At 42.4% G+C, this 26,836-nt stretch carries 20 protein-coding genes; 8 read left to right on the forward strand and 12 right to left on the reverse strand.

What is annotated here, in order from left to right; genetic code table 11:
• Positions 1 to 2,392 (reverse strand): DEAD/DEAH box helicase (locus Q1V93_RS02880; protein WP_300661177.1); only part of this gene is annotated, 2,392 nt, incomplete at its 3' end.
• Between the two features lie 142 nt (positions 2,393 to 2,534).
• On the opposite strand from Q1V93_RS02880, the gene Q1V93_RS02885 reads away from it, so the two are divergent.
• The 4 genes from Q1V93_RS02885 (at position 2,535) to Q1V93_RS02900 (ending at position 8,888) form a co-directional block, all read left to right on the forward strand.
• Positions 2,535 to 3,092: a hypothetical protein gene (locus Q1V93_RS02885; RefSeq protein ID WP_300661180.1), complete on the forward strand. Its 558-nt coding sequence runs from the start codon at positions 2,535 to 2,537 to the stop codon at positions 3,090 to 3,092.
• Positions 3,093 to 3,198: 106 nt separating this feature from the next.
• Positions 3,199 to 5,247: a glycosyltransferase family 39 protein gene (locus Q1V93_RS02890; RefSeq protein WP_300661183.1), complete on the forward strand. Its 2,049-nt coding sequence runs from the start codon at positions 3,199 to 3,201 to the stop codon at positions 5,245 to 5,247.
• Between the two features lie 24 nt (positions 5,248 to 5,271).
• On the forward strand, positions 5,272 to 8,121 hold the full coding sequence (locus tag Q1V93_RS02895; RefSeq protein WP_300661186.1) for a PD-(D/E)XK nuclease family protein: 2,850 nt from the start codon (positions 5,272 to 5,274) through the stop codon (positions 8,119 to 8,121).
• 77 nt (positions 8,122 to 8,198) lie between these two features.
• Complete coding sequence (locus Q1V93_RS02900; RefSeq protein ID WP_300661188.1) at positions 8,199 to 8,888, forward strand: hypothetical protein; 690 nt, start codon at positions 8,199 to 8,201, stop codon at positions 8,886 to 8,888.
• Between the two features lie 119 nt (positions 8,889 to 9,007).
• Here Q1V93_RS02900 and Q1V93_RS02905 read toward each other — a convergent pair whose 3' ends face one another.
• From Q1V93_RS02905 to Q1V93_RS02935, 7 genes are all read right to left on the reverse strand, one after another.
• Positions 9,008 to 9,592 (reverse strand): DUF3109 family protein, encoded by a 585-nt coding sequence (locus tag Q1V93_RS02905; protein ID WP_300661231.1) that lies wholly within the window; start codon positions 9,590 to 9,592, stop codon positions 9,008 to 9,010.
• 11 nt (positions 9,593 to 9,603) lie between these two features.
• Complete coding sequence (hxpB, locus tag Q1V93_RS02910; RefSeq protein ID WP_300661191.1) at positions 9,604 to 10,260, reverse strand: hexitol phosphatase HxpB; 657 nt, start codon at positions 10,258 to 10,260, stop codon at positions 9,604 to 9,606.
• Complete coding sequence (locus tag Q1V93_RS02915; RefSeq protein ID WP_300661194.1) at positions 10,257 to 11,099, reverse strand: hypothetical protein; 843 nt, start codon at positions 11,097 to 11,099, stop codon at positions 10,257 to 10,259. Before Q1V93_RS02915 ends, hxpB begins: the two co-directional genes overlap by 4 nt.
• Before the next feature lie 153 nt (positions 11,100 to 11,252).
• The gene (locus Q1V93_RS02920) at positions 11,253 to 12,203 is read right to left on the reverse strand and encodes a tryptophan 2,3-dioxygenase family protein (protein ID WP_300661197.1); all 951 of its coding nucleotides are present in this window, start codon (positions 12,201 to 12,203) and stop codon (positions 11,253 to 11,255) included.
• Positions 12,204 to 12,331: 128 nt separating this feature from the next.
• On the reverse strand, positions 12,332 to 13,117 hold the full coding sequence (locus Q1V93_RS02925; RefSeq protein WP_300661200.1) for a DUF3108 domain-containing protein: 786 nt from the start codon (positions 13,115 to 13,117) through the stop codon (positions 12,332 to 12,334).
• Between the two features lie 164 nt (positions 13,118 to 13,281).
• The gene (locus Q1V93_RS02930) at positions 13,282 to 13,947 is read right to left on the reverse strand and encodes an OmpA family protein (protein ID WP_300661203.1); all 666 of its coding nucleotides are present in this window, start codon (positions 13,945 to 13,947) and stop codon (positions 13,282 to 13,284) included.
• Between the two features lie 226 nt (positions 13,948 to 14,173).
• Entirely contained in the window at positions 14,174 to 17,326 is a 3,153-nt protein-coding gene (locus Q1V93_RS02935) for a S8 family serine peptidase (protein WP_300661206.1), read from the reverse strand.
• A gap of 128 nt (positions 17,327 to 17,454) precedes the next feature.
• On the opposite strand from Q1V93_RS02935, the gene Q1V93_RS02940 reads away from it, so the two are divergent.
• On the forward strand, positions 17,455 to 18,096 hold the full coding sequence (locus Q1V93_RS02940; RefSeq protein WP_300661209.1) for a DUF1345 domain-containing protein: 642 nt from the start codon (positions 17,455 to 17,457) through the stop codon (positions 18,094 to 18,096).
• A 175-nt stretch (positions 18,097 to 18,271) separates the two neighbouring features.
• Here Q1V93_RS02940 and Q1V93_RS02945 read toward each other — a convergent pair whose 3' ends face one another.
• The 4 genes from Q1V93_RS02945 to Q1V93_RS02960 form a co-directional block, all read right to left on the reverse strand.
• Positions 18,272 to 19,498, reverse strand: coding sequence for a hypothetical protein (locus Q1V93_RS02945; RefSeq protein WP_300661212.1), 1,227 nt, complete (start codon positions 19,496 to 19,498; stop codon positions 18,272 to 18,274).
• A gap of 243 nt (positions 19,499 to 19,741) precedes the next feature.
• Positions 19,742 to 23,467: a choice-of-anchor I family protein gene (locus Q1V93_RS02950; RefSeq protein WP_300661215.1), complete on the reverse strand. Its 3,726-nt coding sequence runs from the start codon at positions 23,465 to 23,467 to the stop codon at positions 19,742 to 19,744.
• A 180-nt stretch (positions 23,468 to 23,647) separates the two neighbouring features.
• Complete coding sequence (locus tag Q1V93_RS02955; RefSeq protein WP_300661218.1) at positions 23,648 to 24,322, reverse strand: 2-C-methyl-D-erythritol 4-phosphate cytidylyltransferase; 675 nt, start codon at positions 24,320 to 24,322, stop codon at positions 23,648 to 23,650.
• Positions 24,323 to 24,754: 432 nt separating this feature from the next.
• Positions 24,755 to 24,934, reverse strand: a complete 180-nt coding sequence (locus Q1V93_RS02960) for a hypothetical protein (RefSeq protein ID WP_300661221.1) — start codon at positions 24,932 to 24,934, stop codon at positions 24,755 to 24,757.
• 185 nt (positions 24,935 to 25,119) lie between these two features.
• On the opposite strand from Q1V93_RS02960, the gene Q1V93_RS02965 reads away from it, so the two are divergent.
• The 3 genes from Q1V93_RS02965 to Q1V93_RS02975 all read left to right on the forward strand — a co-directional run.
• Positions 25,120 to 25,536: a BrxA/BrxB family bacilliredoxin gene (locus tag Q1V93_RS02965; RefSeq protein ID WP_300661223.1), complete on the forward strand. Its 417-nt coding sequence runs from the start codon at positions 25,120 to 25,122 to the stop codon at positions 25,534 to 25,536.
• Positions 25,537 to 25,656: 120 nt separating this feature from the next.
• Positions 25,657 to 26,424, forward strand: a complete 768-nt coding sequence (locus Q1V93_RS02970) for a TatD family hydrolase (RefSeq protein ID WP_300661226.1) — start codon at positions 25,657 to 25,659, stop codon at positions 26,422 to 26,424.
• 65 nt (positions 26,425 to 26,489) lie between these two features.
• A partial coding sequence (locus Q1V93_RS02975; protein WP_300661228.1) for a hypothetical protein occupies positions 26,490 to 26,836 on the forward strand: 347 nt, incomplete at its 3' end.

A 26,836-nucleotide genomic window follows, 5' to 3' on the forward strand; every position in this document is an offset into this window, starting at 1 on the left:
CCTGACCTTCGTCCAGAATAAGTGTGTCGAACACAAAATCTTTCAGGTAACGGATATCGGAAAGCAAGGTTCCATAAGTGCTCAGAATAATATCGTATTGCTCAAAATGATGCGTTGTTTTACTTCTCCCGCTGCCGTGAAGTTCCAGGATTCGTAAATTCGGAGTGAATTTTGCGATTTCATCTTTCCAATTGAAGACCAAAGAAGTCGGAACAACGATGAGATGTGTTCCTTTTTGCTCCTCCTGTTTTTTGGAGAGATATGCCAACAATTGAATGGTTTTCCCCAAACCCATATCGTCAGCGAGAATTCCCCCGAAACCGAAATCGTTCAAAAAGTGAAGCCAGTGATACCCTTCCCGTTGATAATGGCGCAATTCGGCATCAAATGCTTTTGGAAGCTCAATTTCCGGAATCCGTTCAAAATGCGAAATCTTATCTTTTAATTCTTCGATCTGCTGGTGAACCTGTTCATCAATTTCTTCCGCGTCAAACCATTCGTCGATAAACTGGTAGGATGTTTTCGGAATGCGGATCACATCGTCGACCAATTCGCCACCCTGGAAGAATTGTTCAAATCGTTCGAGCCATTTCTCAGGAAGAAGCGCCGTTTGTCCGTCACCCAATTTCACATAGCGCGACTTTTGAATAATGCTTCGCTGAATTTCTTTCAGACGCACGCGGTTATCACCGACTTTGATATGTGCTTTTGTTTCAAACCAATCAATTCCACTGATAATCTGCACGGAAACTTTCATGCTTTTCGGAATTAGCTTCAGCTTGGTTAATTCATGGAAACCATGAATTTCCAATTCTGCTTCACTCCACGATTCGAATGCGTTTAAGAACCAATCGTTTTCCAAAAACTGACCTTTGTGCAGGTAGAAAAAATCACCGCCCAATTGATATTCGAAATCCTTGTGAAGCCTGATAATCTGTCCGATCAAATCCAATTCCAGGTTTTCATCTCTTGGAATTTCAAACGAATTTCCGGTTTGGTCGATCGTCAGGAGTTTCTTTTTGGAAAGAACCGGAATTTCTACATTTCCATATTCGATGACCGGTGTAATGTGAATATAATTTTCGCTGTCGGTAAGGAAAATGCGTTTGGCGCGAACGGTTGCCAGTTCACTTTGTTTTACCAATGCGCGGCTTGCTTTTTTGACGTACGAATAGTTGATGCTGATGACGTTTTCGAGCGGAACTAAAAAACGCGTATGAAACTCATCAAACTGGGATTGATGAATGATTATTTTGTTGTGATTCTTCCTGAAATAGCTCAGAGTCCGGATGTAATTCCAGTTTTTAACCAGGTAAAGATCCTGTCCGCGCCGGAGAAACAATTCTCCTTTCATTTTCATCTGATCGAAGGGAATCTGAAGATTGTCCAGTTCCACAAAACCGGTTACCTCATAGAACTCGCCGTTTTGATCTACATTGAGGTGAAGAAAGAGTGGTTTGTCGTGAATCCGGATTGTAAAATCCGTTCCTTTCGGAGCTTTGGTGTCCCACGATTCAATAACATCCAATTGCTCGAAAAGCGGTTTGGCAATCAGGATGGATTTAACCACTTTCAGAAACGCATCTTCGTTTCCGCTTAGGTTCCGGTACAGATGATGCTTCACTCCCAGCATTCCGAGAGCGGTATAAGCCTGGATCATTTCGGGATCTGTTTCCTGAAGCGCTTCCTCCAAAGCATTCAAAACCTGGATCGGGTGCTTGATCTTTCCGCTTTGTGTGAGCGCACTTTCCTGCAGTTGAAAATCAAAATTGCCTTCGTTCTGATGCGCATTGAACAGAATGTACCTGTTGGGCAAAGATTGAGACAGATTTTCAGGAGAAAAAGGAACCGGGGCCAGTTTTTTGCTGAGTTCATCTTTCTTTTCCTGATTCAGCTGAATCAGTTCGGGATTGACGGGAGCAATGTGTAAGGCACGGTTTTCATATGTCAACTGAAACAATTCCTCCCATTTATCCTCGTTGAGGATTCCGTAAGAACGCGCTACTTCAGCAATTTTCTTTTTGCGGGTAGATTCATCAAAAAAAGCTCTGAAATCCGGATGTTCCATTGCACGATACAAAACCAGGGTCTGATGATCACAGAGTTTTTTACCGTTTCCGCCACAGCTGCATGAAAGTGTAATGATTCGTTTTTCCTGCGTGATGATGACTTCGTTTTCTCCCCGGAAACCATATGAACACAGAAAAGTCCCGTTGTCAATTCCCAGGTGAACAACATGTACGGAGTTGGAACTGAAATTCAGCATTTGAATGATTCCTGCTTCTGCGAATTTCAAAAGGGTGCCATAATTCAATTCGGCAAAAGCCAGATCGCGAAAAATAAACACCTCTTCACCATCATCCGGATCATCTATTTCACGGGAACTTAGCATGGCGTGAAGATAGTCAAAAGCGGGTGGTTTTGGAATGATTTTAAGCTGAATGATTCAATTCTGCGGGTTTCGGGTCTTTCGCCAAAGTCCGGGAGCAGTATTTTTGACTAATTTTAGACCAATCATCAAAAATACAATTACTATGAGTTCACTATGGGATGTTTCCGTGATCGGAAAAGGGAAGAAATGGATTGACCTGGAAGTGATTCAGGCGCATACCGACGCAGGAAATTTTCCGGAAGACCCGGTATTTGCATTGGCATTATTGACTTCAGAAGCGTATAAATTCGGTGAAAATTACAACCGTATTCCAGCATCTCCGCTCGGAGAAAAAATTCCTTTTGACAATTCCTACCAGTGCGCTTCGCTCAAAGGAATTGTGAATGAATTCATTGAAAAAGTAGTGGTTTACGAAATAAAGAATGTTCCTTTTCCTGTAGCACATGAAAAAGTGGATCAACAAGTTATTGCTATGGGCATTGATAAAGATCACGAAGATTGGAATGATGCCTGGGGAGAGAAATGGGATGCGTTCTGGAATAGCAAGGAGAATATTCCACCGGCGAAATACCGGATTTGGGTAAGTGATGAAAAGTGGATTGAACATATGGAGGTAGGAAAGTGTTTTGATACGGCTTCTTACAGTGAAGATGGTCCATGGGTCGAAGGAGATCGTGCGATTGTTTTGGATGATGAATGATGCATTTGTTTGGGTAAATTCATTATTGGGTAAAAAATACAGTTAAAACAGGAAATGTATAAGTTGACACGGGTGCTTTCGGGCACCTGTTTCAAATTTGTCCCTGTTGATTATTCTAAGTAATTTGGAGGTATTGAAAGCAAAGAGAATAACAAACAGCATTGCACTTCTGTTGATCATTACGGTCACAGTGATTTTTCAGGGAAAACATCTGAACGAAGTTCCTGCGTATACGCATACCTGGGCGCAAAACGACCGTTTGGCATTGGCAAATGGTTTTGTGCGCAATGATTTGAATTTTTTCAAACCCGAGAATTACATTCTCAATCATCAGTTCCCGAGAAACTGGACGTATCCCAGTTATTCGACTGTAACTGCTGTGGAATTCCCGGTTCATGATTACGTTCCGGCGGTTTTCATGAAAATACTGGGAACGAATGAACCCTGGGTTTTTCACCTGTACATTTTGCTCTACAGCATTGTCGGAATGTATTTCCTGTACCTGCTCGCGGAAAAGATTTGTGATTCTCAAATCAAAGCATTGCTGGTAGTCATTTTCGCAATGACTTCGCCGGCATATATGTTTTATCAGGGTGGATTTTTACCCACGATTCCAAGTATTTCCAATACAATTATTGCACTTTACTGTTATTCCCTGTATTTCGAAAATCAATCCCGGAAATGGTTTAAATGGGCCTTGTTCTTCTTTACCTTAGCTGCTTTGGCCCGCCTCACTTTTGTGATTCCGTTCCTGGCGGTTCTTGGCTTTGAGTTGATCCGAATCTTTCAGAAAAAAGCGAAATTCTGGCCCAATGTACTTGGAGTTGTTGTTTCTTTCAGCGTCATTATTGCTGCAAAACTGTACAATAGTTTCCTGCGCGAAAAATACGGTTCGGATTTCTTAAACGAATTGCTTCCGGCTGGAAACTGGGAAGAAATGAAGATCATTCTGAAGCAAATGTGGGAGAATATGCTTTTGGTTTATTTCTCCATGAAGCATTATTTCCTGCTGTTTTTATTGAGCGTTTTGGTTGCAATTGCTTTCCTGATCAAAGAGAAGCGGAAGGAAAACCCCTTTGCAGGATGGTGGACAATTTGTCTTTTCTGGCTCATTGGTGTGTGTGCATTCTGGTTTGTGATGGCAAAGCAATTTTATGCGCATGATTATTACTTCCTGGATACGTTCTACCTTCCGGCAGTATTCTTTGTCATATTGAGTTTGGCGCTCTTGCCAAAACCGCAGTGGCAGAACGGAAATGCGATCCTGGCGCTTTTTGTGGCGTACTTCGGGATTGTAGCATTCCAGGAAACTGCTACTTTTCAGAAAGAACGGAGGTTGTATGTAGCGAGTGACCGTTTTACCGGTTCGGTAATCAACTTTACGGGATCGGATGAATTTCTGACAAAATCAGGAGTGTCGAGGCAAGATACGATGCTGGTCATTCACGCTTACGGACCGAATATTCCTTTTGTGCTGATGAACCGCGTTGGTTTGGCCGTTGTAGGAAAAAATCCGGTGGATATCCGAACGGGAATGGATTGGAAATGGGATTACGTGGTTTTCCAGAAACCTTATTTTGTGGAAGACGTTTATGCGATTTATCCGCAGATGCTGGAACAGGTGGAATCCATTGCGACCAATGAAAACCTGATTTTATGCAAGCGGAAAACAGACACGATTCCGCAAAGTTTGATGGAATTTATGGGAATCCGGAATGCATACAAAACAATCCGGACTAACTTTGAATCCGGAGATAGTATCGAACACGTCAGAATTGAGATGGATCCCCGAAACAATCAAAATCATATCGGAATTGTCGGAGAAGAAGAAATGTATGGTTTTTCACATGATTTCACGCCGCAGGTCGGACCTGATACGAAAGGACGCGTGTTGAAGATCAAAGGAAAATTCCTCCGCCAAAACGACAACCAGGTTTCGATCATTGTCGCATATTCGAATGAAAACGATTTGCTGTACTATCAGACAATCGAATTGAATCCGATATCAAAAGCAAACGAATGGGCCGAGAAGCAATTTATTGTTTTCCTTCCTCAAAGGCGATCTGTAAACGACAAGTTGAGTTTTTACATCCACAATACGAACAAGAATAGTGTTTTGCTGGATGATTTTGAGTTTAAGTTTTACCGGAATTGAGAATACATTCCGTAAGTATAGGGAATGAAGGCATTCGTAAACAAAATCGTTGAATACATTGATGAACATGGGTTGAATCACCAACATGTTTGTATCGTCGTTCCTTCCGAACGGATGATTTCGTATTTGCAACGCGCATTTTACGAGTTTCATCAAAAACCGATTCTTTCTCCGAAAATCGTTACGATCGACCGGTGGATTCAGGATGTAAATCCGCTTCCGGTTCTCGACAAAACAAGCCTGTTGTTTGAATTGTATGAAATCTTTAAAGCCGATCCGGTAGAAATCAATGTAGACACGTTTGATTCGTTTATGGCCTGGGGACAAACCATCCTGAGTGATTTTGACGAAATTGACCGCTACATGATCGCTCCCGATCAGTTGTTCAAGAATTTAAGGGATATCCGGGAGATTGAAAACTGGTCCTTCAATTCGGAAGAGTTATCGAAAGGGCAAATTCAGTTCATGGCTTTTTGGGATAAGCTGAAACCCTATTATGTTGCTTTGGACGCGCAGCTGAAGGAAAAAGGCGTAACGACCAAAGGAAAAGCGTACCGCTACTTTGCAAATCAGATCGAAAGAGCATTCCATGATGATAAGGACATCCATTTTGTGTTTGCCGGATTCAACGCACTTTCAGAGTCGGAAATTTCATTGATGAAGCAGCTTGTCATCATGGGAAGAGGGCACATTTTAATGGATTCCGACCAATTCTATTTCAATGATTCCATTCACGAGGCCGGGCAGTTTCAGCGGGAATTGTGCAAGCGTTTGGAATTAAAATCACTTCCGTTTATAGAAAATCATTTGATCAGCAAAGAGATGAATGTGCGGGTAGTGGAATGTCCGCAGTTTACGTCTCAGGCGCAGGTTGTGGGAAGTGAATTGAAAAAACTGACCACAGAACAGCTCAACGAAACCCTGGTTTTGCTTGCAGATGAAAGTTTGTTGAGTTCTATTTTAAAACATTTACCTACCGAAATTGAACAGGCAAATATCACCGTCGGACTTCCTTTGCGCCAAACATCTTTGCGCTCGTGGGTCGATTTGATTTTCCGTCTGCAGGAATCGTTCCTGCGAAGAGGGAATTCGAGTATTTACTACCGCGATTTTATCCAGTTTGCGCATCATCCTTTTATTCTGGGAGTTCTTTCTTCCACAGAGAAAAAGGAAATCCAGGACATCGAATCGCGGATCATTAATCACAACTGGCACTTTCTCGATCGAAAAAAACTGGATTTGAGCGAACGTTTGTCCGAACTGAATCAGTTGATTTTTGAACCCTGGAAACAGGATTGGCTGAAAGGAATCCGGATCATTCAGCTTTTGAATGAAAAACTGGATTTGTGGCTGGAAGAAAAAAACGAATTGGAACGGGCAATCATTCGCCGGTTTGCAAGTTCAACGGTTGTTTTACAGAATATCATGAGCAAAAATGCTCCGGAAATGAGCATCAGTTCTTTCCGGATGCTGTTTAACGGAAACTGGAGTAATGAAACCATTGCTTATTTCGGAAATCCGCTGGAAGGCTTGCAAATCATGGGATTGCTGGAAACGCGCGGTTTGGATTTCAAACGGGTTTTTGTTTTCGGACTGAACGAAGGCGCAATGCCTCCTCAAAATGCCATCAATACGGTGATCCCGATGGATTTGAGAAAGTTTTTCGGCTTACCGACTCCACGCGAAAAACAAGGCCTTTTTGCACATCATTTTTACCGGTTGCTCCATTCCACGGATGAAATGCTGATTACGTATTCCAGTGCTTCGGAAGCCGTCGGAAGCAGCGAACCCAGCCGGTACATTCAGCAAATGGAGCTGGAACTGGCGCAGGTAAATCCCGGAATTCGCATTCAAAAATCGTATTACACAGCGGGAAATAAGGAAAAGATCGGAAATACCGTGATCCACAAAACGGATGAGGTGGTGAACCGGATTTATGAAGTGCTTCGCGGCGGAATCAGTTTCTCCATGCTCGATAAATTTATGACTTGCCCGTTGGATTTTTACTACCGGTATGTATTGCGTTTCGGAGAAGAGAACAAGGTGGAAGAAGACATTGAAAGCAGCACGTTGGGAACGATTATTCACTATGTGCTGGAAACTCTGTTTGAGCCATTTATTGACCGTTTTGACGAAGCGGGCCGGAGAATTTCGGGAAAAGTAGTCACGGAAGAAGACCTGGCACGAATGGAAAAAGGTGTCCCGCTTTTGGTCAGTAAGAGTTTTGAGATACACTTTTCAGAAGACAAAAATTCCTGGCAAACCGGAACGAACCACATCAATTTCGAAGTGGCGAAAGAAATGGTGCAAAATGTGTTGCGGAGAGACCGCACGATTTTGAAGGAAAACCCGGAGAAAGCGCTTTTTATCCGCGGTTTGGAAACAAAACTGGAAACGACAATTGCTTTGGAAGACACCAGGAATGCAGGAAAGGTTTTCAATGTGCGGCTTTCGGGAATCTGTGACCGGATTGATCAGTTTGACGGCGTTCACCGGATCATTGACTATAAGTCGGGAAGTGTGAACCAGGAAAAAGTGGAATTGCGAAAAACCGCAAATCAGGAGAATTATGAAAGTGCAATCCTGATTAACAAACGGAAGGGAAGTTCGGATCAAAAACACGTTTTGCAGCTCTTGATTTACTGCTATTTGTATTATAAATCGACCGGAATTCTGACGGATAAGGCCGGAATTTTCTCGTTTCGTTCCATCAAGGAAAGTCCGCATTTTTTGAAACTACCCGATGATATTCGGAAAGAAGACATTCCGGAATTATTGGAGCGGATTTTAAAGCAAACCATTTCGGACATGCTGGATAAGCGTCATCCTTTTGTTCACAATAAGGATTCGAAGTATTGTGCTTATTGTAATTGATTGTTTATCACTATAAAATCTACTGATTTCTCACGTTTTTTGTAACATTTGCAGCATCCTGGAATTAAACTGAAGTCATGCAAATCCGATTAGTAGCATTTTGTTTCATTTTTCTTAGTTGTTCTCAGCAAAGAATAGAAGTAAAAGGCGAGATCCCTCTTTATGAAGACCTGGTTTCATCGGTCGAAAATCAACGGGTTCTTTTTCAAAAAGAATACGAAAAGGCAGATGAATCGGTTCGCGGTAAAATCTTGGAAAGAGCGGAAACCTATCTTTTAAACACGATTACACAGGATTTCTTTGATCAGTGGATTGGAACCGAGTGGGATTTTAACGGAACAACCCGTACTCCGCGAAAAGGAAAGATTGCCTGCGGCTATTTCATTACCACCGTCCTTTCGGATGCAGGATTTAAAATTCCGCGGGTAAAATGGGCACAGCAGGCGTCTGAATATTATATCACCCGAATGACATCTGAAGTAAAACGCTTCAGTAATCAAACTCCTGAATTGATGAAAAGCTATTTCCTGAAGCAGTCGGATGGATTGTATGTAGCAGGTCTTGACAGCCATGTCGGGTTTGTTTATAAATCAGGAGACGAAGTTACGTTTACGCATGCCAGTTATTCCGATCCGGAAATCGGGGTTCAGACGGAAGAACTGATTGGAAATAATCCATTCGCTAAATCGGCTTACCGGGTTGTTGGGCGGATTTTGGGCAAAGAAATGATCCGAAAATGGATTCTTGGGGAAAGCTGGGGTGAATAAGAAGAAGGGGCCGGATTCAAGTGATGAACCAGGTGCTTCCAAACGGCTTTAAAAAGCAGTGTAACCCTGCGGAAATAAAGGATTGTTCACAATATTATAAATTTGTTTTTTTGTGCGATTTAATCCTCCAATCCTGCATTCTTTAATGTTTCATCAATCCCTTCCAAATCCGTATAAAACTCTTCTCCGAATGCACGGATAAGTGGTTCCTTCAAAAACTTGTAAACCGGAACATTTAATTGTTCTCCACAAGAACAGGCAGGCTTGCAAATATCCCATTGTTCGTAGTTAAGCGCAATTCCGTCACTTAATTTCTTGACACGAATTGGATACAAATGACAGGAAATCGGCTTTTTCCAGCTTGTTTTTCCGGCTAAATAAGCTTGTTCGACAGCACATTTGGTAATGCCTTTTTCATCGAAATAAACAAAAGCGCATTCTTTTCCGTCGACTAATGTGGTTGCGGGTTCATTCCACGGATCGATGTAAAATACGCCCGATTTTTTGACCGCTTCAATTCCTTCCGGACGCATGAATGGAATCACGTCATCCAGGATTTCTTCCATGATGTCGACTTCTTCCATCGTCAGTGGAGCTCCACCATCGCCTTCCACGCAACAAGCGCCTTTGCATGCATTCAGATCGCATACAAACTTGCGGTCAAAGACTTCGGTCGAGATTAATTTATCATCTATTGCTACGATCATATTACAAGTTACTTAAAGAATTCGACAAGTTTGTTTAAATCTTCGAATTGTGCATCTGCCAGGATCAGTTTCGGTTCCGGATGGTGCGTTTTTTCCGGAACACAAATCACGGTCATGCGAGCTGCTTTTCCGGAAATGATTCCATTCAGGGAATCTTCGATCACCAAACATTTTCGCGGATCTAATCCAAGGTTTTTTGCTGCTGTCAGATAAACCGCAGGATGAGGTTTCCCGAAAGCTTCAAATTCTGCGGAATGAACCGTTTGGAAGAAGGAGCGAATGTTTAAGGCATCCAGGATGCAATTGATCAGAACCTGGTAAGAAGAAGTGGCCAAACCGATTTTCAATCCTTTTTCGGTAAAGAATTTCAGGGATTCTATTACGCCCGGGAGCGGAGTTGCCCGTTCGGTCAGTAATTCGACCATGCGCTGAATAATCGCGTCTTCCACTTCTTTCGGACTCTTATCCGGCCACGGACATTCGTGATACCAATAGGTAATTACTTCGTCGATGCGTAAACCAACAGTTTTCTGAAAATCTTCCTTTGTTAAAGGACAGCCGACACTTTTGAAGACTTCTTCCATGGCAATTTTCCACAAGGGTTCGGAATCGGTCAGAACTCCGTCCATATCGTAAATTACTCCTTCAAAATTCGCTAATGTCATTTTTTTGTTTCTGTTGGTTTGATCACATACATGTTTCCGCCACCTACTAATTTCTGGCGTTCGTCAGCAATGTAAATTTTTCCGTTGGAATGCACAGCCAGAGCCTCTTTTTGTGTAATCGGGAGCAATGTTTGATGTGATTCATATTTGGCTCTTCCGTTTTCGAAAGTGTGTGTAATGATCCGGTTATAGGTCAGAATGTAAAGCTTGCCGTTGTGAATGCTGGCAGCTGTAACCGCGTCTCTGAACCAATCGCGTTTTCCGATCACCATGTAGTATTTTTTGCTGGCTTTGTAAGTTCCTGGTTTTGTCGGAAGCGCGTACACAAAGCACTTTCCGTCGAAAGGTTCCGTGCGGCATTTTGTAAACAAGTACAAAGAGTCATTGTAAAAACTCATTGCCTCGCAGTCGAAGTATTTTTGATTCAGTTTCGGTGGAAAATCTTTCTGTTCCGGGTAGGAAAACTCAATGAATTTGGCTTCCACATCCTGGTTGTCGAGCACTTTTTTCAGGCTCACTTTCAGGATTCGCAAATCGGTGCGTTCATTTTTGTTGTTCCCGAAATCCCCGACATACAAATTTCCTTTTCCGTCCAGCGTAATGTCTTCAAAATCTTCGTTTTCTGCGTTTGTGATTGAAACTTTGTGCCGGATACTTCCGTCGAGGTTTAAGACAAACAATTTGGGATCGTTTCCGCCGTCGTTGTGTGCAATTAATGTGCTGTCATTCGCAAAGACCCAGCCCGAGATTTCTTTCAAATCTTTGGGTAAACGTGTTGTTTTTGAAACGGCCACCGAAAGAAGAAAGATGCTTGCAAGAAAAAGAGCAAGATTTCGCATGATGCAAAAGTAAGAAGAATGTTAGTTTCAGGACGATTCTGAAAAGATAAAATAGAAGAATCGCTTGAAATGCAAAGCGCTGAAAATCTCTTATCAGATTTACAAATCCGATATGGCCATAATTGCATATCGCAATATGGGAAAACTTCGATTTTAATTCAAGACAGCCTCAACCCAGGATTTTCCCCATTCAGCCATTTCCACTTCGGACCATAACTGCGGATAGAAAATGCGTTTCTGGAAACGCGGAGGAAGGTATTTCTGCCAGTTTGTTCCACCGGTTGCAGCGATATCTCCTTTGTCTTTTTGCAAATAACGAACAGCAGATTTATAATGAACCAGGGGCCAATTGACATTGACGTTGACATCGTTTTGCTTCAAAGCATGAATCACCTGAGGCAATTCCTGATCTTCTGCAGACAAACGCAGGTAGCATTGCCACAAGTTATCGTTTCGAAGTTGTTCACCCAATTGGATGAATTCATCTCTGTAACGGTCCTCAAATTGCGTTAATGTCAATGTTTTCTTACCTGTTTCAATATCCGTTGCACCCTCTTTCCAGTAAATATTCTCGAACAATTCGGAAATCGTTTCCTTTCCGGAATATTTGCTGCGGTGATCTTTGTGAACCAATTGAATGAAATCCGTAGAATGGATCTCAATTTTGCGGTATTGTGCCGATTGGAATCCGGAAGCAGGAGCAAGTGCCAATCGGAATTTTAAGAATTGCTCGCGTTGCATTCCGTCCACCATGATCTCGAAACTTTTTGTCAAAGCTTCAAAATAACGGTTAATTCGTTGTACGTGTTCCACGAAGAAAGCAGCATCCAGGTTCTTGCGATCAGAAATTTGCTGGAATTCATGCAGACACAATTTGAAATACAATTCAGTAACCTGGTGGTACATCAAAAACACCACTTCATCCGGGAAATCGGTATACGTTTTTTGAAGTGACAACAAAGTATCCACCTGAACGTAATCCCAATAGTTTGGCATGCGTGAGTATAACAAACTATCCAGGTATGCAACTAAATCCTGACCTTGCGCATCATACTTCGCTTTCAGAAGCGTAATTCTTTCTAAGATTTCAGGAGTCAATTCCATAGTATTTCCAGATTTTAGCAAACAAAGATATGCGAAAGCCCTGTATTAATCATGAACAAAAACGTTAATATTTAAACAAATAATGTTAACGATACCGACGGACTAAAGTTTTAGTAAACTAAATCGTTTTACTTTGCCTTTACCAGGTCGTATTTCAGCCCGGACCATTCCACCAAATGGAGCTTCACAGAACCAACCGGAATTTTTGCTTTTACCAGAATCGGAATTCTGTTTTCATCCTTCGTAACCCAGAAACTCAAATCGTCTTGTTTTTTGAAAACACGTCCTGTTTGAACAACAGGTGCGAATTTCATACAGTTGAATTTCCCTTTTCTGATCGAAATTTTCTCGTCTCCCAGGTATTTCACTTTCAAAGGCCAGATTTCATCATCCATGAAGCATTTGAATTCGAAAGTATCTCCGACTTTTGCAGATTTGAAATTCAATGTACGGGCGTAATAGAAAGACGAAATCATATCCTGAATTCCGGAAGGAGTGGAGAAGTCTTTTTCCCCGTTATGCACTTTTTGTTTATCCTGTTTGAAGACGTAATCCTGAGAAAGCTTGTACCCGCCTTCTTCAACGCGTCTCACAAATTGCCAGGGGAAAATTCCCTTTTTGTCGAGGTAACTTTCATACACGTCGTTCACTTTGTAAACAGCATTGAAACCGCCAAGCGTTCTACCGGTTCCTTTGATATGATATAAATCCCGTGTTCCGTTTCCTTTTTTACTTGTTTCTTTCACTTCAAGTACAGCTTCGCCTGCATCTATGAAACCATAGGTAATGCGATAACGTAATTTTTCACCTGTCTGGAACGATTCGTTATTTACGGTGGGCAATGTGATTTGCATACTGCTCGATAATCCGATCGTCAGAAGAATTGCAGAAGAAATGATCAAAGTTGTTTTCATGACTTAAATTCTATTGTTGAATGGTAGTTAACAAACTAAATGCCAAAAAACTCGCTTTGGCCTTCGTTTATCAAATAGAAATGAATTTCCTCAACAAAAGATACAGTTTTTTGAATAATTCTGAAAACAGGAACTAAATAAGCTTTTGAAATTCGGATATGCTTTTACAGAATGCTGATTTCGGTTCTTCGGTTTTGTGCCTTTCCCTGGGGCGTGGAATTGTCTGCAATCGGTTTGTTTTCCCCGAATCCTTTTGCGATCATCCTGCTTGCATCAATTCCCTGGCTGATGAGGTAATTTCGAACTGCTTCCGCTCTTTTTTGCGATAGGATTTGATTGGCCTCTGTTTCCCCGTCGCTGTCGGTGTGTCCCGAAATCTGAATTTTCAGCTCTTTCTTGCGTTTCATGATTTCGACCAGGTTCTTCAGAATAGGGTAGCTGCTTGTTTTCAAATCGGCCTTTGCAGTTTCGAATTGCAGGTTGTTGAACGAAAAAGTGCTTCCCGGATCGTATTCGATGAGTAATTCCGCTTCCTGGAAAAATTCTCCGGCTTTCAACGAAGGAATTTCCATGGTGTTGTATTCAATTTCATCCCCGATACTCTGAATGCGGATATCGTAAATATCTCCGGCGGGAAGCTGAATAACGAATTGTCCTGCAGCATTGGTAATACCTGAAAGACTCTGTTTGGATTTTTGCCCCACGAAAAAGACTTTATCGTTTGCATAAGGTTTTCCATCAAAGCCTTTTACCGAAACTTTTACAGGAGCTTTTTGTGCCATTAACCCAAAGGAACACAACAGGAAGCAGAAAGAAAGAAGTGTTTTCATCATCACATTTTTATACTCAATGTTCATTTTCGGGAAAAGTAACAAAGGGTTGAGAGGAAAATGGTTTTGAAACAAATTGGAAGAGTATTTCTTTCATTTTTTATGGATAGACATCCATCTATTATCCCAGTGGGAATAAGGGTTGTATCCATTCCGACACTGGGATAAAATGAGAAAACAAAAAGGCTGCCCGAAAGCAGCCTCTGTCGGTATTTGAAACTCTTATTTAATGTTTTACAATTTTCGAAGTGATCTCATGAGATGGAGCTGAAATCCGCACAAAATACATTCCGGATGCATAATTGGCAACGGAAAGATGGTAGGAATTGACAGCATTCACCAATTGATTCGAACTTAATAACTGCCCCATATCGTTGTACAACTGAATATTTGTTCCGCCCAATAATCCCGGATCACTGCTGATAGTTACAAGGAATGATTCCGGATTATAGGTTATGGAATAAGCATTGGCTAAATCCGTCAATCCCAAATCACAATTTGTTGTGACATCCAAAACAAACGTTGTTGAATCTGCCCCGCAGCTGTTTCCGGTGATTAATATAACGGTTACCGTTCCGTCATCAGAAAAACTGATTGTGGGCGAGGAGCTGTTCGAAGTTGACGGTGTCCCGCCCGGGAAAGACCAGTTGAAACTGTTGGCGTGCGTTGAATTACTTCCGTCGAAAGAAACGGTGGTCGGACAAGCAACCGTACTATCTACAAATTCAATGGCAGGAACGCTTGGATCATCTACTGTAATGGTAACGGTGGTGGAATTGCTGCACGAACCGTTTGTTCCATTGATTGCATAGGTCGTTGTTACCGTCGGATTTGCAGTTACATTATTACCAGTTGTTGCCGACAATCCGGTTCCAGGTGTCCAGGTAACGGAACTTGCTCCGGATGCTGTTAAAGCGGTACTTGCTCCGCTACAGATCAGATTGTTGCCGGAAACACTGATTGTTGGTGTCGGATTTACAGTAATGGCTACGAATGCAGAATCGAAGAGTGAACATCCTCCACCAATCGTATATAAAATAGCGTTGTAAGTTCCCGGAGTTGTATACGTAACGGTAGCTGTCGGTGAAGAAGGAAGAACCGTCGGAGTTCCGCCTGGGAAATACCACAACAACGTATCCTGGTATGTACTTCCGGCAGCATCAAAACTGATTGAATTTCCGGAACAAACCGTTAATGTGCTTGGTGTGATAACAGCCTGGGAAGGAGTATTCGTTAAGAATGGATGAATGTACAACGATGCGCTCAAATTCCAGGAACCCGCAGTGGTATATTGATACCAAGTGTTATTCGCCTGTTGTTCCCAAATAGCGGAAGGAGTGGTTTGCCCCACAGAATTGCTCACAATGCTCAATGTATCTTTGACACCGGCAGTCCATTGAAGGTTTGTTAATCCGACAGAAACAAAGAACTTTTTAGATGCAGGGAGTGTTACCGGATTGTTTACGAAACTTGCTTCGGTGTAAAATCCTCCATCCACATCGCTCATGATCTGACCCATTGTGAGGTTGGTAGTTCCCAAAAGTGCTCCGGGAGTTCCACTGGTTCCGTCATAAACATTAATTGGAACAATTTTGTTCGGTGAAGCGGAATACGCTAGTCCGAAAGCTACATACACATTGTTCAGAATGGTATTCGGAGATGCCGAAGCATCAAAATACATCGCTTTTTGTTTGTCTAAATACACATTCATTCCGTTAATCCAGCCATCAGCCCCGACAGTTGCGCCGGTGTAATAATTGGAAGGAGTCCAGCCGGCAGGAGTAGGAAGATTGATCCGTTGACAAACTGCTGCGGCACTCACCACGATGTATCCGGTTTTTGTTTCCGTGTCCGTCCCGTTTGCATTGGTAACTGTGAGTGTAACAGGATAAGTTCCGGGTGTGTTGTATGTAATCGAAGGGGGATTTTGTCCGTTGAAACTTGCCGGAGTTCCGCCTGTGAATGTCCAGTTCCAGCTTGTCGGGTTGTAAGTACTCAAATTGGTGAAAACAACAGAGCCTCCGGCGCTGATCGCGGTGAAATTGGCACTGAAATCTGCAACAGGAGGATTATTCAGAGAAGTTGAAACGCAAGCCATGGCTGCTGCTGCATCAATCCTGCCGCTTCCCAGCTGACCGATGTAAGACGGATTCTGAGCATTGATATTGGCAGTCGTTGAGATCAGGCAATTGATCAGATCGTTGTTCGGCATGTTCGGATTCAGGGATTTCATTAATCCGGCCAATCCTGCAACCATCGGCGAAGCCATCGAAGTTCCGGATTTGTTTCCGTAGGTATTTCCTACCGTTGTACTGTAAATGTTGTTTCCCGGTGCGGAAATATCGATCCAGGTTCCGTAATTCGAAAAGCTGGCTTTAGTATTGGAGCTTGTTGTAGCTGCAACTGAAACGACGTTGTTGTATGCAGCCGGGTAAAATTGTGTGTTTACGTTATCATTTCCGGCAGCTGCGATCAGGATGCAACCTTCGCTCACTGCGTAGTTAACAACATTTTGAGCTGTTGTGGAAGATCCCGGACCGCCCCAACTCATATTGATGACGTCTGCGCCACTTACCGCGGCGTAAATAATTCCGTCGTATCCGTTTGTGACCTGCCCGACTGTTGTTGTGGATTTGACGCACATCAGCTTACAGCTGAATCCGATGGATGCGACGCCCGTCCCGTTGTTTGAACGTGCAGACACGATTCCTGCAACATGTGTTCCGTGGTCGTAAGAACTGCTTGGCGGATTGGGATTGTTGTCATTGCTTCCCACATCATATCCGTTGATATCGTCGATGTATCCGTTGTTGTCGTCATCAATGTTGTTTCCCGGAATTTCTGCGGAGTTTACCCATAAATTCGGAGAAAGATCGGAATGTGTGCGTTCAATAGCATCATCTACAATTGCCACAACGACATTACTTCCGGTTGAGAAATAATTCCAGGCAGCCGGAGCATTGATATTCGCCAACCCCCATTGCGAACTGTAGGAAGGATCGTTCGGAGTCAGGCACATGCGATCGAGTGGAACTTTCTCAGCATATTCAACACCTTTAAGGTTTTCCAGTTCCCTGATACATTTTTCGATATCCTGCACGGAAGTAAATTCCAGCAAATAGGTACGTTGCAAAATCTCAGAATTTTTTGCTGCGTGAAAGGGTTTTGAAAGATTGACAAATCCATATTTGGAAACAATCTGATTCAGACCCGGGATGGATTGAACAGGAATTCTGGATGGATTTTCCTTCAAAGGTTGCGAGATACGGATTTCATTATTCAGTTTGAACCAAATCTTACCATCCTGATAGTTTACGTGAACTGTTTGAGCAAACAATCCGAGTGGAATGAATGCCAGTAAAGCAAGTAGTTTTTTCATAAGTCACTGGTTTAGCATTTGCAATATACAACAAATGTTTTGATATTATCCTTACATTCAACGGATTATGAACCGGTTCAAAATTCGTGTAAAATCCTTACATTCGAAGGGACAATTGACTGATTCAAATGAAATTTACGCGCTTCAAAATTATCCTGATATTTCTCGTTTCCTGTTTATGCGGAGTTGTTTTCAAACTCTTTCATTGGTCGTGGGAAGAATGTTTTTTGTTCAGCTGGTTGATTTTCGGAGGATTGTATTTGTTAGAAAGTCTTTTGGTGATCTTCCTGGTTCCTTCGCGAAATATTGTCAAGCACTCGAAAGACGAAGATTTGGGAGTCTGGCTGCAATTTATCTTGTTGGTTGTTATCTGTTCGACGGCACTGATTGCCATTATTTTCTGGAATAGTGACAATACGCATTTTAGCAAACACAGCAAACTTCATGAGGTTTTCTTCATTGCATCCGTCACAATGGCGTGGCTGGTTCTGCATATCTCGTTCACCTTTCGTTATGCACATTTGTACTACGGTGATGAAAATGAAAAATACTCCCGGCATGCCCGCGGACTCGATTTCCCGGACGATGCCCATCCGGATTACCTGGATTTTGCGTATTATTCTTTCACGATCGGAATGACTTTTCAGGTTTCGGATGTGACGACCAAAACGAAAGGAATCAGGCGATTGACACTGGCGCATTCGTTGGTTTCGTTTTTGTTCAATACGATTTTGGTGGCTATTACGATCAATGAGATTATTAATCTGTGAATTCAGGGGTTTAAATTAACAGCCCTGAATTCTATAAAACCCGGACGTAATATTGCGGAATTACGTCCGTTGAATTTGGGGAAAAGTGCCGATTTTACTGAATTTACAAACAAAACACCGAACGTAATATTACGAACAGAATACCAACCATTTTCATCGAACCTTAAAACACAAGCTATCCTGCAACGGTTGGTACTTCTTCCTTCTTTTCCGGGAAAACAATGGTTCGTTCCAGTTCTTTGGTTGGGATAAACGGCCTGCTGGTGAGCGGAAATAAATTCATCAACTCCCCGCTGTAATAAAACTCGTAACACAAACCACCGAAAGTATATTCTTTGTCGCCAACCTTGAAAGTCGATCCTCCCACAGCCGGATTTTTCTTCGGTTTGCTTTTCTGGAAACCCAGGTTGTAAAGCGTACCCAGAATCTCAGGTCTGTAAGCCAACGTATAACCTTCTTTTTCCCAATGAGCCTGGAACTGACGCAGGAAAAACGCTGTATACAAATAGGAATAGAAATGGTCGCCGCCTTTCATCAAACGCTGAATAGTCAGATGTTTATGTGCTTCAATCGTATCATTCACCAATTCCGGGAAAGAATCCTTTACGTTCAAACATCTCTGGTAGTAATCTCCGGGATAAAAAGGACTCCATTTTTCATAGAGATTCCGTTCGATTTTCAACGCAGTATTCTGAAGAATTCCCGTAACTCCGTATCCTCTGTTGGTAGTCAAAATCAATCGGTTGTAAGGAACGACATACTTTTTGAATTGTTCGCGGGAAGAATTAAACATGCGGATCTGTTCGCCAACAAGACACATCACGATCAAACGCGACTCAACACCGGTAATGCGGGAAACGGAATCAATGGCAGCACGGTCGGATTTGACAACATTGCAGAATTCTTTCCATTCTTTGTAATTTGCCCAGGGATAAATAGAAAGCGAAGCTTCTTCGGCTTGTTTTTCAATGCGGTGCAATTCCCGCTGATATCCCTTGTGATTTTTCATGCGCAAATTGGCAGCGTCCAGCATGCGCAGTGCAACTGTAACATCTCCGGAATACTCGAAAGCATCAAGGATCATTTTAGCGTTATGCGGGTAATATTTTGCCAAAAGCCCGACATTCTGATACATCTGCCGTTCCTGTTTGGCAAAAGTCAGACTATCTGTTTGAAATCCCTGGTTGTATTTGTCGGCCATTTGTGAAAAGTAGCGGCTGTTCAAATCCACATTTCCACTGTCATTGGTCCATTTGAATTTGGCAGCTAAAGCAACACCGATCAATGCAAGTGCAAACAAAGCAAGTAAATGTATGACGGTGAAGTAACCACGTCGCAGCCACTTGTATTTGCGTTTAGGTTTTTGAACGTTCGTTTGGATCGTAGAATCCTGATTTTCCATGTTTCGTTTTTGCAAAAATAACCTCTGATACGGTAATCGGAATGAAAAGTTATCATTCGTTTTATTTTCTTGAGTATCCGCGTTGAAATTTCTCTTTTTCGTTGGAGACGCGACGCATCTTGCTCCCCAATGGGGGAAATTCTTTGGAATGGGATTGCGGGAAACGAAAAACCTGAAAACACAAAGCCCTTACTTCCGGATTTGATACCGGAAGTAAGGGCTCGTAGCGTATATGTAGGTAGTTTATTTCTTAATCACTAAGCGTTGATTCACTGCTCCTTCGGAAGAAGTAACCGTAAACCAATATACCCCTTCGGCAAAATCTGCCAGGTTCAAAGTGAAATCAGGATTGGAGTTTCGTTGCGTAAACAACGCTTGTCCGTTCATGGAGTAAATAACGACTTCTGAGTTCGGAACATTTGTTTCTACGAAAACAACATCGGAAGCCGGATTCGGATATAGGGAGAATTCAAGAGAAGGATTCTCTGCAAGACCCAAACACGGATTGGAAATAATCACAACCGTATCTTTATCCTGACAGCCATTGCTGTTCGTAACAGTTAAGATATAAGATCCTGCCTGAGCTCCGGTTGTGTTTTGAGTAGTAGCACCGTTGCTCCAGCTGTAATTCGGATATCCACCCGGACCATTCAGGTTCACAGGAAAGTTATTCGCACAAACCGTCATGTCAGCACCCAGGTTGATGGAAGGCACAGCGTATAACGTAACAACAAGCGTATCTTTATCCGTACAACCGTTTGCATCCGTTCCTGTTACGATGTAGTTTCCTGCTACCGTTGCATTGAAAGCAGTTCCGTTTGTCACACCCTGATTCCATGCAAAATTGGTAGCTCCTGTAGCAGTTAGCGTAATAGAAGTTCCCGAGCAAACTACTTGATTCGCTCCTGCATTTACTGTTGGAAGCGTGTTGACAGTTACAGTGACCGTATCGGTATTCTCACATCCGTATACATCTGTTGCCGTTGCGATATAACTCATTGTTGAAACAGGGAAGAAATCCACTCCGTCCTGTACGCTGTTATTCCATGAAATCGTTCCGTTTGTTGTTGCTTCCAGGTTTACGGTGTCTCCGATACAGATTGCAAGATCTGATCCCGCAGCGACATTTGGTAAAGCCAAAACAGTGATTGTTTCAGAAAGTGTCGTATCTGCGCAGGCATGCGTGGTATTCGAAACGTACACACGATAATCTCCGGCTTGCGTTACGTTCAGTGAATTTCCTGTTTGACCGGAAATAACCTGGTTGTTTTTCAACCATTGAACAGTGCTTTGTGCATTCCCCGGAATCGTTAAAATCACCTGATTACCGTTACAAATAGAATCTGTTGGAACTGTAATGGTCGCTCCGGCTAAATCCACACAGGTATTGATCTCAAAGATGGAAAGCGTAGAACTTACTTCATTTGCCAGGATTACAATCTCTTTTCCTGTCGGGGAATCTTCTTTGCTGATCGTGATAATTCCTTCAGCACCGCGATCCGGACCATTCGTTGCGGCAGATCGGTTGTTGTAGTATCCGACATAAACCGGTACACTCGGAACATCCACATTAAACATCATCACACCACCAACGCGCTCCAAAGAAACGAACAGGTAATGGTTTCCGTTAATTACGGCTGTAGCAACCCCTTCCGGTTCAGGACCTTTATCATCTGAACGGTTTTTAGCAACAGCAGCTCCGGCAGAATTACTTGCATTGAACAAACCGCTCAATGTTGGATGATTTGCTGTGATTTGTTCAATCAAATCTTTTGAATCAAATACCAAAGCTCCGGTTTGTGCATTCCAGATAGAGAATGAACGCGTTCCGAAAACATGAATATCGTCGATATCTCCGTCTCCGTCTGTATCTCCGCTTGCATTCGTTACGTTGATACGACCCAGGAATTGATTGTGTTTTAAAATATTCTGATCCGGAATCGAAGCATCCAATGAAGTAGCCGACAAACGAGCAACTTCCGTAATTGCAGTATATTCGCGGGCATCACCCTCATTTGCCGAGAAAATGTATTCCGTTCCTGAAATAGAGGCATGAGCTAAAGCATCCGGCATGAACAATCCTTTGATCGGTGCGGAGCCAATGAAAACTCCCGCAGTTTGATCGGAAGCATCCAATCCGTTGTTTCCATTCGCATAATTCATTGTTCCCAACGGGCGAATTGCACTCACAGTTCCTGTTGCAATGTTGATCACAGCCATTGCGTTGTTTTCTTGTAAAGAAACGTAAGCAGTAGCATTGTCTTCTGAGATCGTAATGTACTCCGGTTCGAAATCCTGAGCTGCGGAACTTCCCGGTCCGAAAATACGGATTCCCTGAGTGCGCAGAGCTGCTTCCTGTCCGTTGAACGACTGGAAGTTCACCATGGTTACGTTTGCGGCAGTAAGCGCTGCATAACCGCCCGTAATATCAACGATTCCTACGGAACCTTCCGGGTCAATGGAATAATCTGATTTTGGCTCACCTTCGCAAGCTACCAAAATCTTGGTGTAATCATTGTTGAAGGTAATCATGTCGGGCATTGCACCTACAACAACATCTGAAATGTGTGTTCCGTTTTGGTCGAAGAAAACAACCTTTCCGTTTAGTTGCGGATTCGTATTTTCAACTGCAACTGCAACAACTCCGTTGTGAACAGTTAACGAATTCAGGTTTCCATATGGTGTAATGGAAACAGAATTTAATAAAACCGGAGCTGCCGGATTCGAAAAATTGACGATATCCATTTTCGCACCGATGGAGTTTGCAATGTATAATTTATTCGTTGTAGGATCAAAAGCTACAATTTCCGCAGAGTTGGTTCCTTCCGCTCCATTGGAAAAACTGGAAAGCAGGTTTAATTTTAATTCGTTATTTGGTGTCGGAACCTGGTAATCGTTGTCTTTGATATAGATGATCTGGAAACTGTTTGTTCCGATGTTTGCATTGTACAAAGATCTTACTTTCAGGATTACCTTTTCTGTTCTTTCCGCCAAAACATCATCTAAAATGGTCAAAGCCACGTTTTGTGTACCTGCAAAGCTTGCAGGAATCGTTACTGTATCTTCAGATAGAGTGAAATCCGCACCTTCAGTAGCATCCGTATAAACAGAGTAGCTCAAAATAACTTTTGCAGGATAAGCGTTCGGTGAAGCAGACGTTAGTCCGACATTCACTGTTCCTGCATTTTCGTTGAAATTTTGTGTCACTGCAGAGAATGTAATTGTTCCCGGTGTTGCACTGATCAAACTAAGGGAGGAAAGATTGTCCAAAGTTGGAGTACCCACAGTCCAGTTGCGCTGAGAGGACCAAAGTCCGGTTTGGGTATTAAATAATCCCGTTGCGCGAATGGACTGGTCTCCACCCGGATCTCCTGCAAAAAATGAATTTGCCTGAAGTTTTCCGCCTGTATATAAATCATTGACCGGAAGTTGATAACCAGCAGAACCACCGTTCAAAACCGCACTACCAAGCGCCGTTCCGTAAAAGATTGCGTCTACCGGTACACTTGAACTCGTAATGGCTGCGGAAGCCATATTGAAAATGGCAATTCCGTCTCCGTTCGATCCGCCATTTCCGACAACTCCGCCTGTTGCAGCTGCACCGAATCCGTCTCCGGCAGTTGTTCCGGTATTGATCGTTCTGATCTTGGTTCCGGTCGGAGCCATGGATGAACCACCGACATAAACGACATCTCCGGCATTTACCGTTCCGGTGTTGATCTGGAAAGCATAGGTAATACTTCCGCCTTCGATCCAACCGTTGACAGTTGCTGCAGAGTTATTACAAACGACTGTGTAAGGTGTTGTTGCAAAATTGATGTTGGAAGTTGCTACTAATTCAATCCATTCAAAGGGAGAATCTGTTCCTGAAGGATTCGCTAAGATTTCTGAGATGACGAGTCCGGGGTTCTGGGAGAAGCTATTCATCCCCATTAATACCGACCCGATAAAGAGTAAGGTTTTTTTCATTACTGTAAAACTTTTGGCAAAGTTCCGTTCAGCATGTAATCAAAGCCTCCTGCTTAAAACACTTTTTTAATAAGATTTTATTGGGGATTTGTGAATTTTATGAAACAGGTATTAATAAAACCATCCCGATAGAAATGATTCATTCAAATGAAATTCACGATTGTTTAAAACCCAAACGATTTAGTAGGTGTCTTTTGAAGAATGAAGCAGAATTTCAGCCAGTTTCAGATCAACCGGGTTTGTTATCTTAATGTTTTCATCATTTCCGGAGATTAAATGAATGCGCGCCCCAATGGATTCCACCACGCTGGCATCGTCTGTGAAAGAGTGGATATACTTTTGCTCGTAGGCTTTTTTCAGAAGCTTTCCTTCGAAGATTTGTGGTGTCTGAACGATTTGATACTGATTTCGGGACACAGAAACACTGCTTTCTCCGTCTACCATCCGTAGGGATTCTTTTACCGGAACTACCGGAATCACTGCACGATGCGTTTTTACCGATTTGAGCAATTCCGCCAATACGTGTTGCCCTACAAAAGGCCTCACACCGTCGTGAACTGCAATCCATTCGCCATTTGCAAGATCGAGTGCATTTTTAATGGAATCAAAGCGTTCCTCGCCGCCGGAAATGACAGCGTGTTTGATCTGAAAGGAATACTTTTCGCACATTTCCTCCCAATCCTTTAGATAAGCTTCCGGAAGTGTCACGATTAATTCTGCTGCCGGATCAAAGTGGTGAATCCGTTCGATGGTATGCATCAAAAGGGGTTTTCCATTCAATAATAAGAATTGTTTGGGAGTGGATCCTCCCATTCTTTTTCCGATTCCTCCGGCAGTGATAATGAATGTCAGCATAAAACAAGTTCAAAAGTTGAAAGTTCCGATAGCTATCGGAATCAAAAAGTGAAACCATTGAGATTAGAAACTGGTTTTACTCAAACGATATAAAAATAGAAAAAGTTGATACGCAATACATAGGGATATGTGTATTATTCGCATCCAAACGATTCTTATAACAGAAAACCATATTATATTTTCCCACAAATGCACAAATATTGGAGGCGCTTACCAGTCGCCTCTCTCACGCATAAAGATCAATAGACCTTATAAAAATGGTTCAAATGCGAGTGCGGTAGCCGAGCTGAAAATTTGCGCATTTGCGGCATAAAATTAAGTCGGGGTGTGGTCCCGACAGCTATCGCGGGATTAATTACGGATGCATCGCGTACCAACAGAAAATAAAAAAGGTCTCCGAACGAAGACCTTTTAAATATATAAAATCACTGATTACTTAATCTGATTCGGATCCTTTTCAGCTTGCTTGTTGAACTTGTTTTGCCAATTCAACCAATAGAACAATCCGAAGAATCCAAGAACGATTACTGAATAATTAAAGATATCACCAATGTTGTCATAAAACCATGCACCGTTTAGAATTTTTCCAAGTGTCCACCAAAAACTATTCATCTCTTTTTCTTTTTAATTGGGACAAAGTAAATAAATTATTTGTTGATAAACTCCGATTTCGTTGAAAAAATTTGAATTTTTCGTCATTTAGAATCGTTTTAAAGTTATTTGGCAAAAATTGAAATCGGCATTTCTTTTCCGAAGCAAGAAGAATCAGTAACTTTGTACTATAAAATTTAAAAATTATGTACCCACCAGAACTTGTACAACCAATGAAGGAAGACCTTACACGTGTGGGCTTTCAACAACTTGTTTCTGCATCAGAAGTTGATGCAACGATTCCAAACAGCACAGGCGTTGCTCTTGTAGTAGTAAACTCTGTTTGCGGATGTGCAGCAGGAAATTTACGTCCGGGAGTAAAATTGTCTTTGGATCAGGATGGAAAAAAACCGGATCAATTACTAACTGTTTTTGCAGGAGTTGATACGGATGCAACACAACAGGCACGTAAATATTTCTTGCCGTTTCCTCCATCATCACCATCTGTGGCTTTGTTCAAAGACGGAAAATTGGTTCACTTTTTAGAAAGACACAATATCGAAGGAGTTACCGCAGCAATGATTGCTGAGAATTTGGCAGCTGCTTACGAGGAATTCTGTTAAGAGACGGTATTAGGACCTCAGAATTTTAAGACTTCGGGACTGAATGGCGCATTGTGTCAAAGGTCTTGAAGTCTTTTTTGTCTTAATGTCCTAACATCCTGAAGTCCTAATATCTCAAATATGTTTATCGACACACACACACATCTTTACTCCGAACAGTTTGGTGAAGATCGTACGGAAATGATTCAACGGGCTATTGCAGCAGGAGTTGAACGGATGTATATGCCTAATATTGATCTCGATTCTATCGACGGAATGCACGCTCTGGAAAAGCAATTTCCGGAAAACTGTTTTGCCATGATGGGATTGCACCCTTGTTCGGTTGATACGAACTGGGAATTGGTTTTGGCTAAGATGCGACTGATGCTGGACAAAAGAACGTATGTTGCTATCGGGGAAATCGGGATTGACCTGTATTGGGACAAAATCCACATCAACGAACAAAAAGAGGCTTTCAGAACCCAGATTCAATGGGCAAAAGAACTCGGACTTCCGATCGTGATTCATGCACGTGATTCTTTCCCGGAGATTTACGAAGTATTGGATCAGGAAAACGATGAAAGAGTACGCGGGATTTTCCATTGTTTTACCGGAAATGAACAGGATGTACAAAAGATCCTGGATTACAAAGGCTTTTCTTTCGGAATCGGGGGAGTGGTGACGTATAAAAAATCGGATCTTCCGGAAACATTGAAACACATTCCCCTGGAAAAACTGTTGCTGGAAACGGATGCACCGTATTTATCGCCGGTTCCTTACCGCGGAAAGCGAAACGAAAGTGCTTATGTGGTTCATACGGCCGAAAAAATTGCGGAAATCCTGGAACTTCCTTTGAGCCAATTACAGGAGGTGACGACACAAAATGCCTTGAAGGTATTTCATCCTTAGATGTCCCAATTTTCCAATAATTTCAGAAGAAAAGAAGGTATCTTCGCGGTCTAATTTTTCAATGTATGCGCCCGGTTTTAACCGTCTTGATGATTGTATTGTCTGTACCGACTTTTGCACAGAAAAAACAGCAGGTTGTTCGTACCAATAGCAGGGAATTCCGGATGAAAGTTTCGGATGACGATCCACGAACAATCCGCACCTGGAGAATTTCGCCCGAGATGAAGCCCGATACCTATTTTTCTACTGGTAAAGAAGTACGTTTTATCACAGACATTGATTCTTTAACGGTGAAAGTCAGCAAGAAAAAACCGGTTGTTGATTTTATAATCGTCTACAACCAAACGGATACGTGTTATACGCGCATACAATTTGTGGAAATACCGGATCATCTTGGGAAATTGAAGCAGGC

Source organism: Fluviicola sp., assembly GCF_030151805.1.
Classification (GTDB): domain Bacteria; phylum Bacteroidota; class Bacteroidia; order Flavobacteriales_D; family Crocinitomicaceae; genus Fluviicola.

What these genes read in the sequence shown, in the direction of transcription:
- Q1V93_RS02945 (WP_300661212.1), bottom strand. Translation starts at nt 19,498, where the DNA reads ATGGAAAATCAGGATTCTACGATCCAAACGAACGTTCAAAAACCTAAA.
- Q1V93_RS02935 (WP_300661206.1), bottom strand. Translation starts at nt 17,326, where the DNA reads ATGAAAAAACTACTTGCTTTACTGGCATTCATTCCACTCGGATTGTTT.
- Q1V93_RS02885 (WP_300661180.1), top strand. Translation starts at nt 2,535, where the DNA reads ATGAGTTCACTATGGGATGTTTCCGTGATCGGAAAAGGGAAGAAATGG.
- hxpB (WP_300661191.1), bottom strand. Translation starts at nt 10,260, where the DNA reads ATGACATTAGCGAATTTTGAAGGAGTAATTTACGATATGGACGGAGTT.
- Q1V93_RS02960 (WP_300661221.1), bottom strand. Translation starts at nt 24,934, where the DNA reads ATGAATAGTTTTTGGTGGACACTTGGAAAAATTCTAAACGGTGCATGG.
- Q1V93_RS02920 (WP_300661197.1), bottom strand. Translation starts at nt 12,203, where the DNA reads ATGGAATTGACTCCTGAAATCTTAGAAAGAATTACGCTTCTGAAAGCG.
- Q1V93_RS02915 (WP_300661194.1), bottom strand. Translation starts at nt 11,099, where the DNA reads ATGCGAAATCTTGCTCTTTTTCTTGCAAGCATCTTTCTTCTTTCGGTG.
- Q1V93_RS02900 (WP_300661188.1), top strand. Translation starts at nt 8,199, where the DNA reads ATGCAAATCCGATTAGTAGCATTTTGTTTCATTTTTCTTAGTTGTTCT.
- Q1V93_RS02940 (WP_300661209.1), top strand. Translation starts at nt 17,455, where the DNA reads ATGAAATTTACGCGCTTCAAAATTATCCTGATATTTCTCGTTTCCTGT.
- Q1V93_RS02930 (WP_300661203.1), bottom strand. Translation starts at nt 13,947, where the DNA reads ATGAAAACACTTCTTTCTTTCTGCTTCCTGTTGTGTTCCTTTGGGTTA.
- Q1V93_RS02965 (WP_300661223.1), top strand. Translation starts at nt 25,120, where the DNA reads ATGTACCCACCAGAACTTGTACAACCAATGAAGGAAGACCTTACACGT.
- Q1V93_RS02950 (WP_300661215.1), bottom strand. Translation starts at nt 23,467, where the DNA reads ATGAAAAAAACCTTACTCTTTATCGGGTCGGTATTAATGGGGATGAAT.
- Q1V93_RS02895 (WP_300661186.1), top strand. Translation starts at nt 5,272, where the DNA reads ATGAAGGCATTCGTAAACAAAATCGTTGAATACATTGATGAACATGGG.
- Q1V93_RS02925 (WP_300661200.1), bottom strand. Translation starts at nt 13,117, where the DNA reads ATGAAAACAACTTTGATCATTTCTTCTGCAATTCTTCTGACGATCGGA.
- Q1V93_RS02955 (WP_300661218.1), bottom strand. Translation starts at nt 24,322, where the DNA reads ATGCTGACATTCATTATCACTGCCGGAGGAATCGGAAAAAGAATGGGA.
- Q1V93_RS02970 (WP_300661226.1), top strand. Translation starts at nt 25,657, where the DNA reads ATGTTTATCGACACACACACACATCTTTACTCCGAACAGTTTGGTGAA.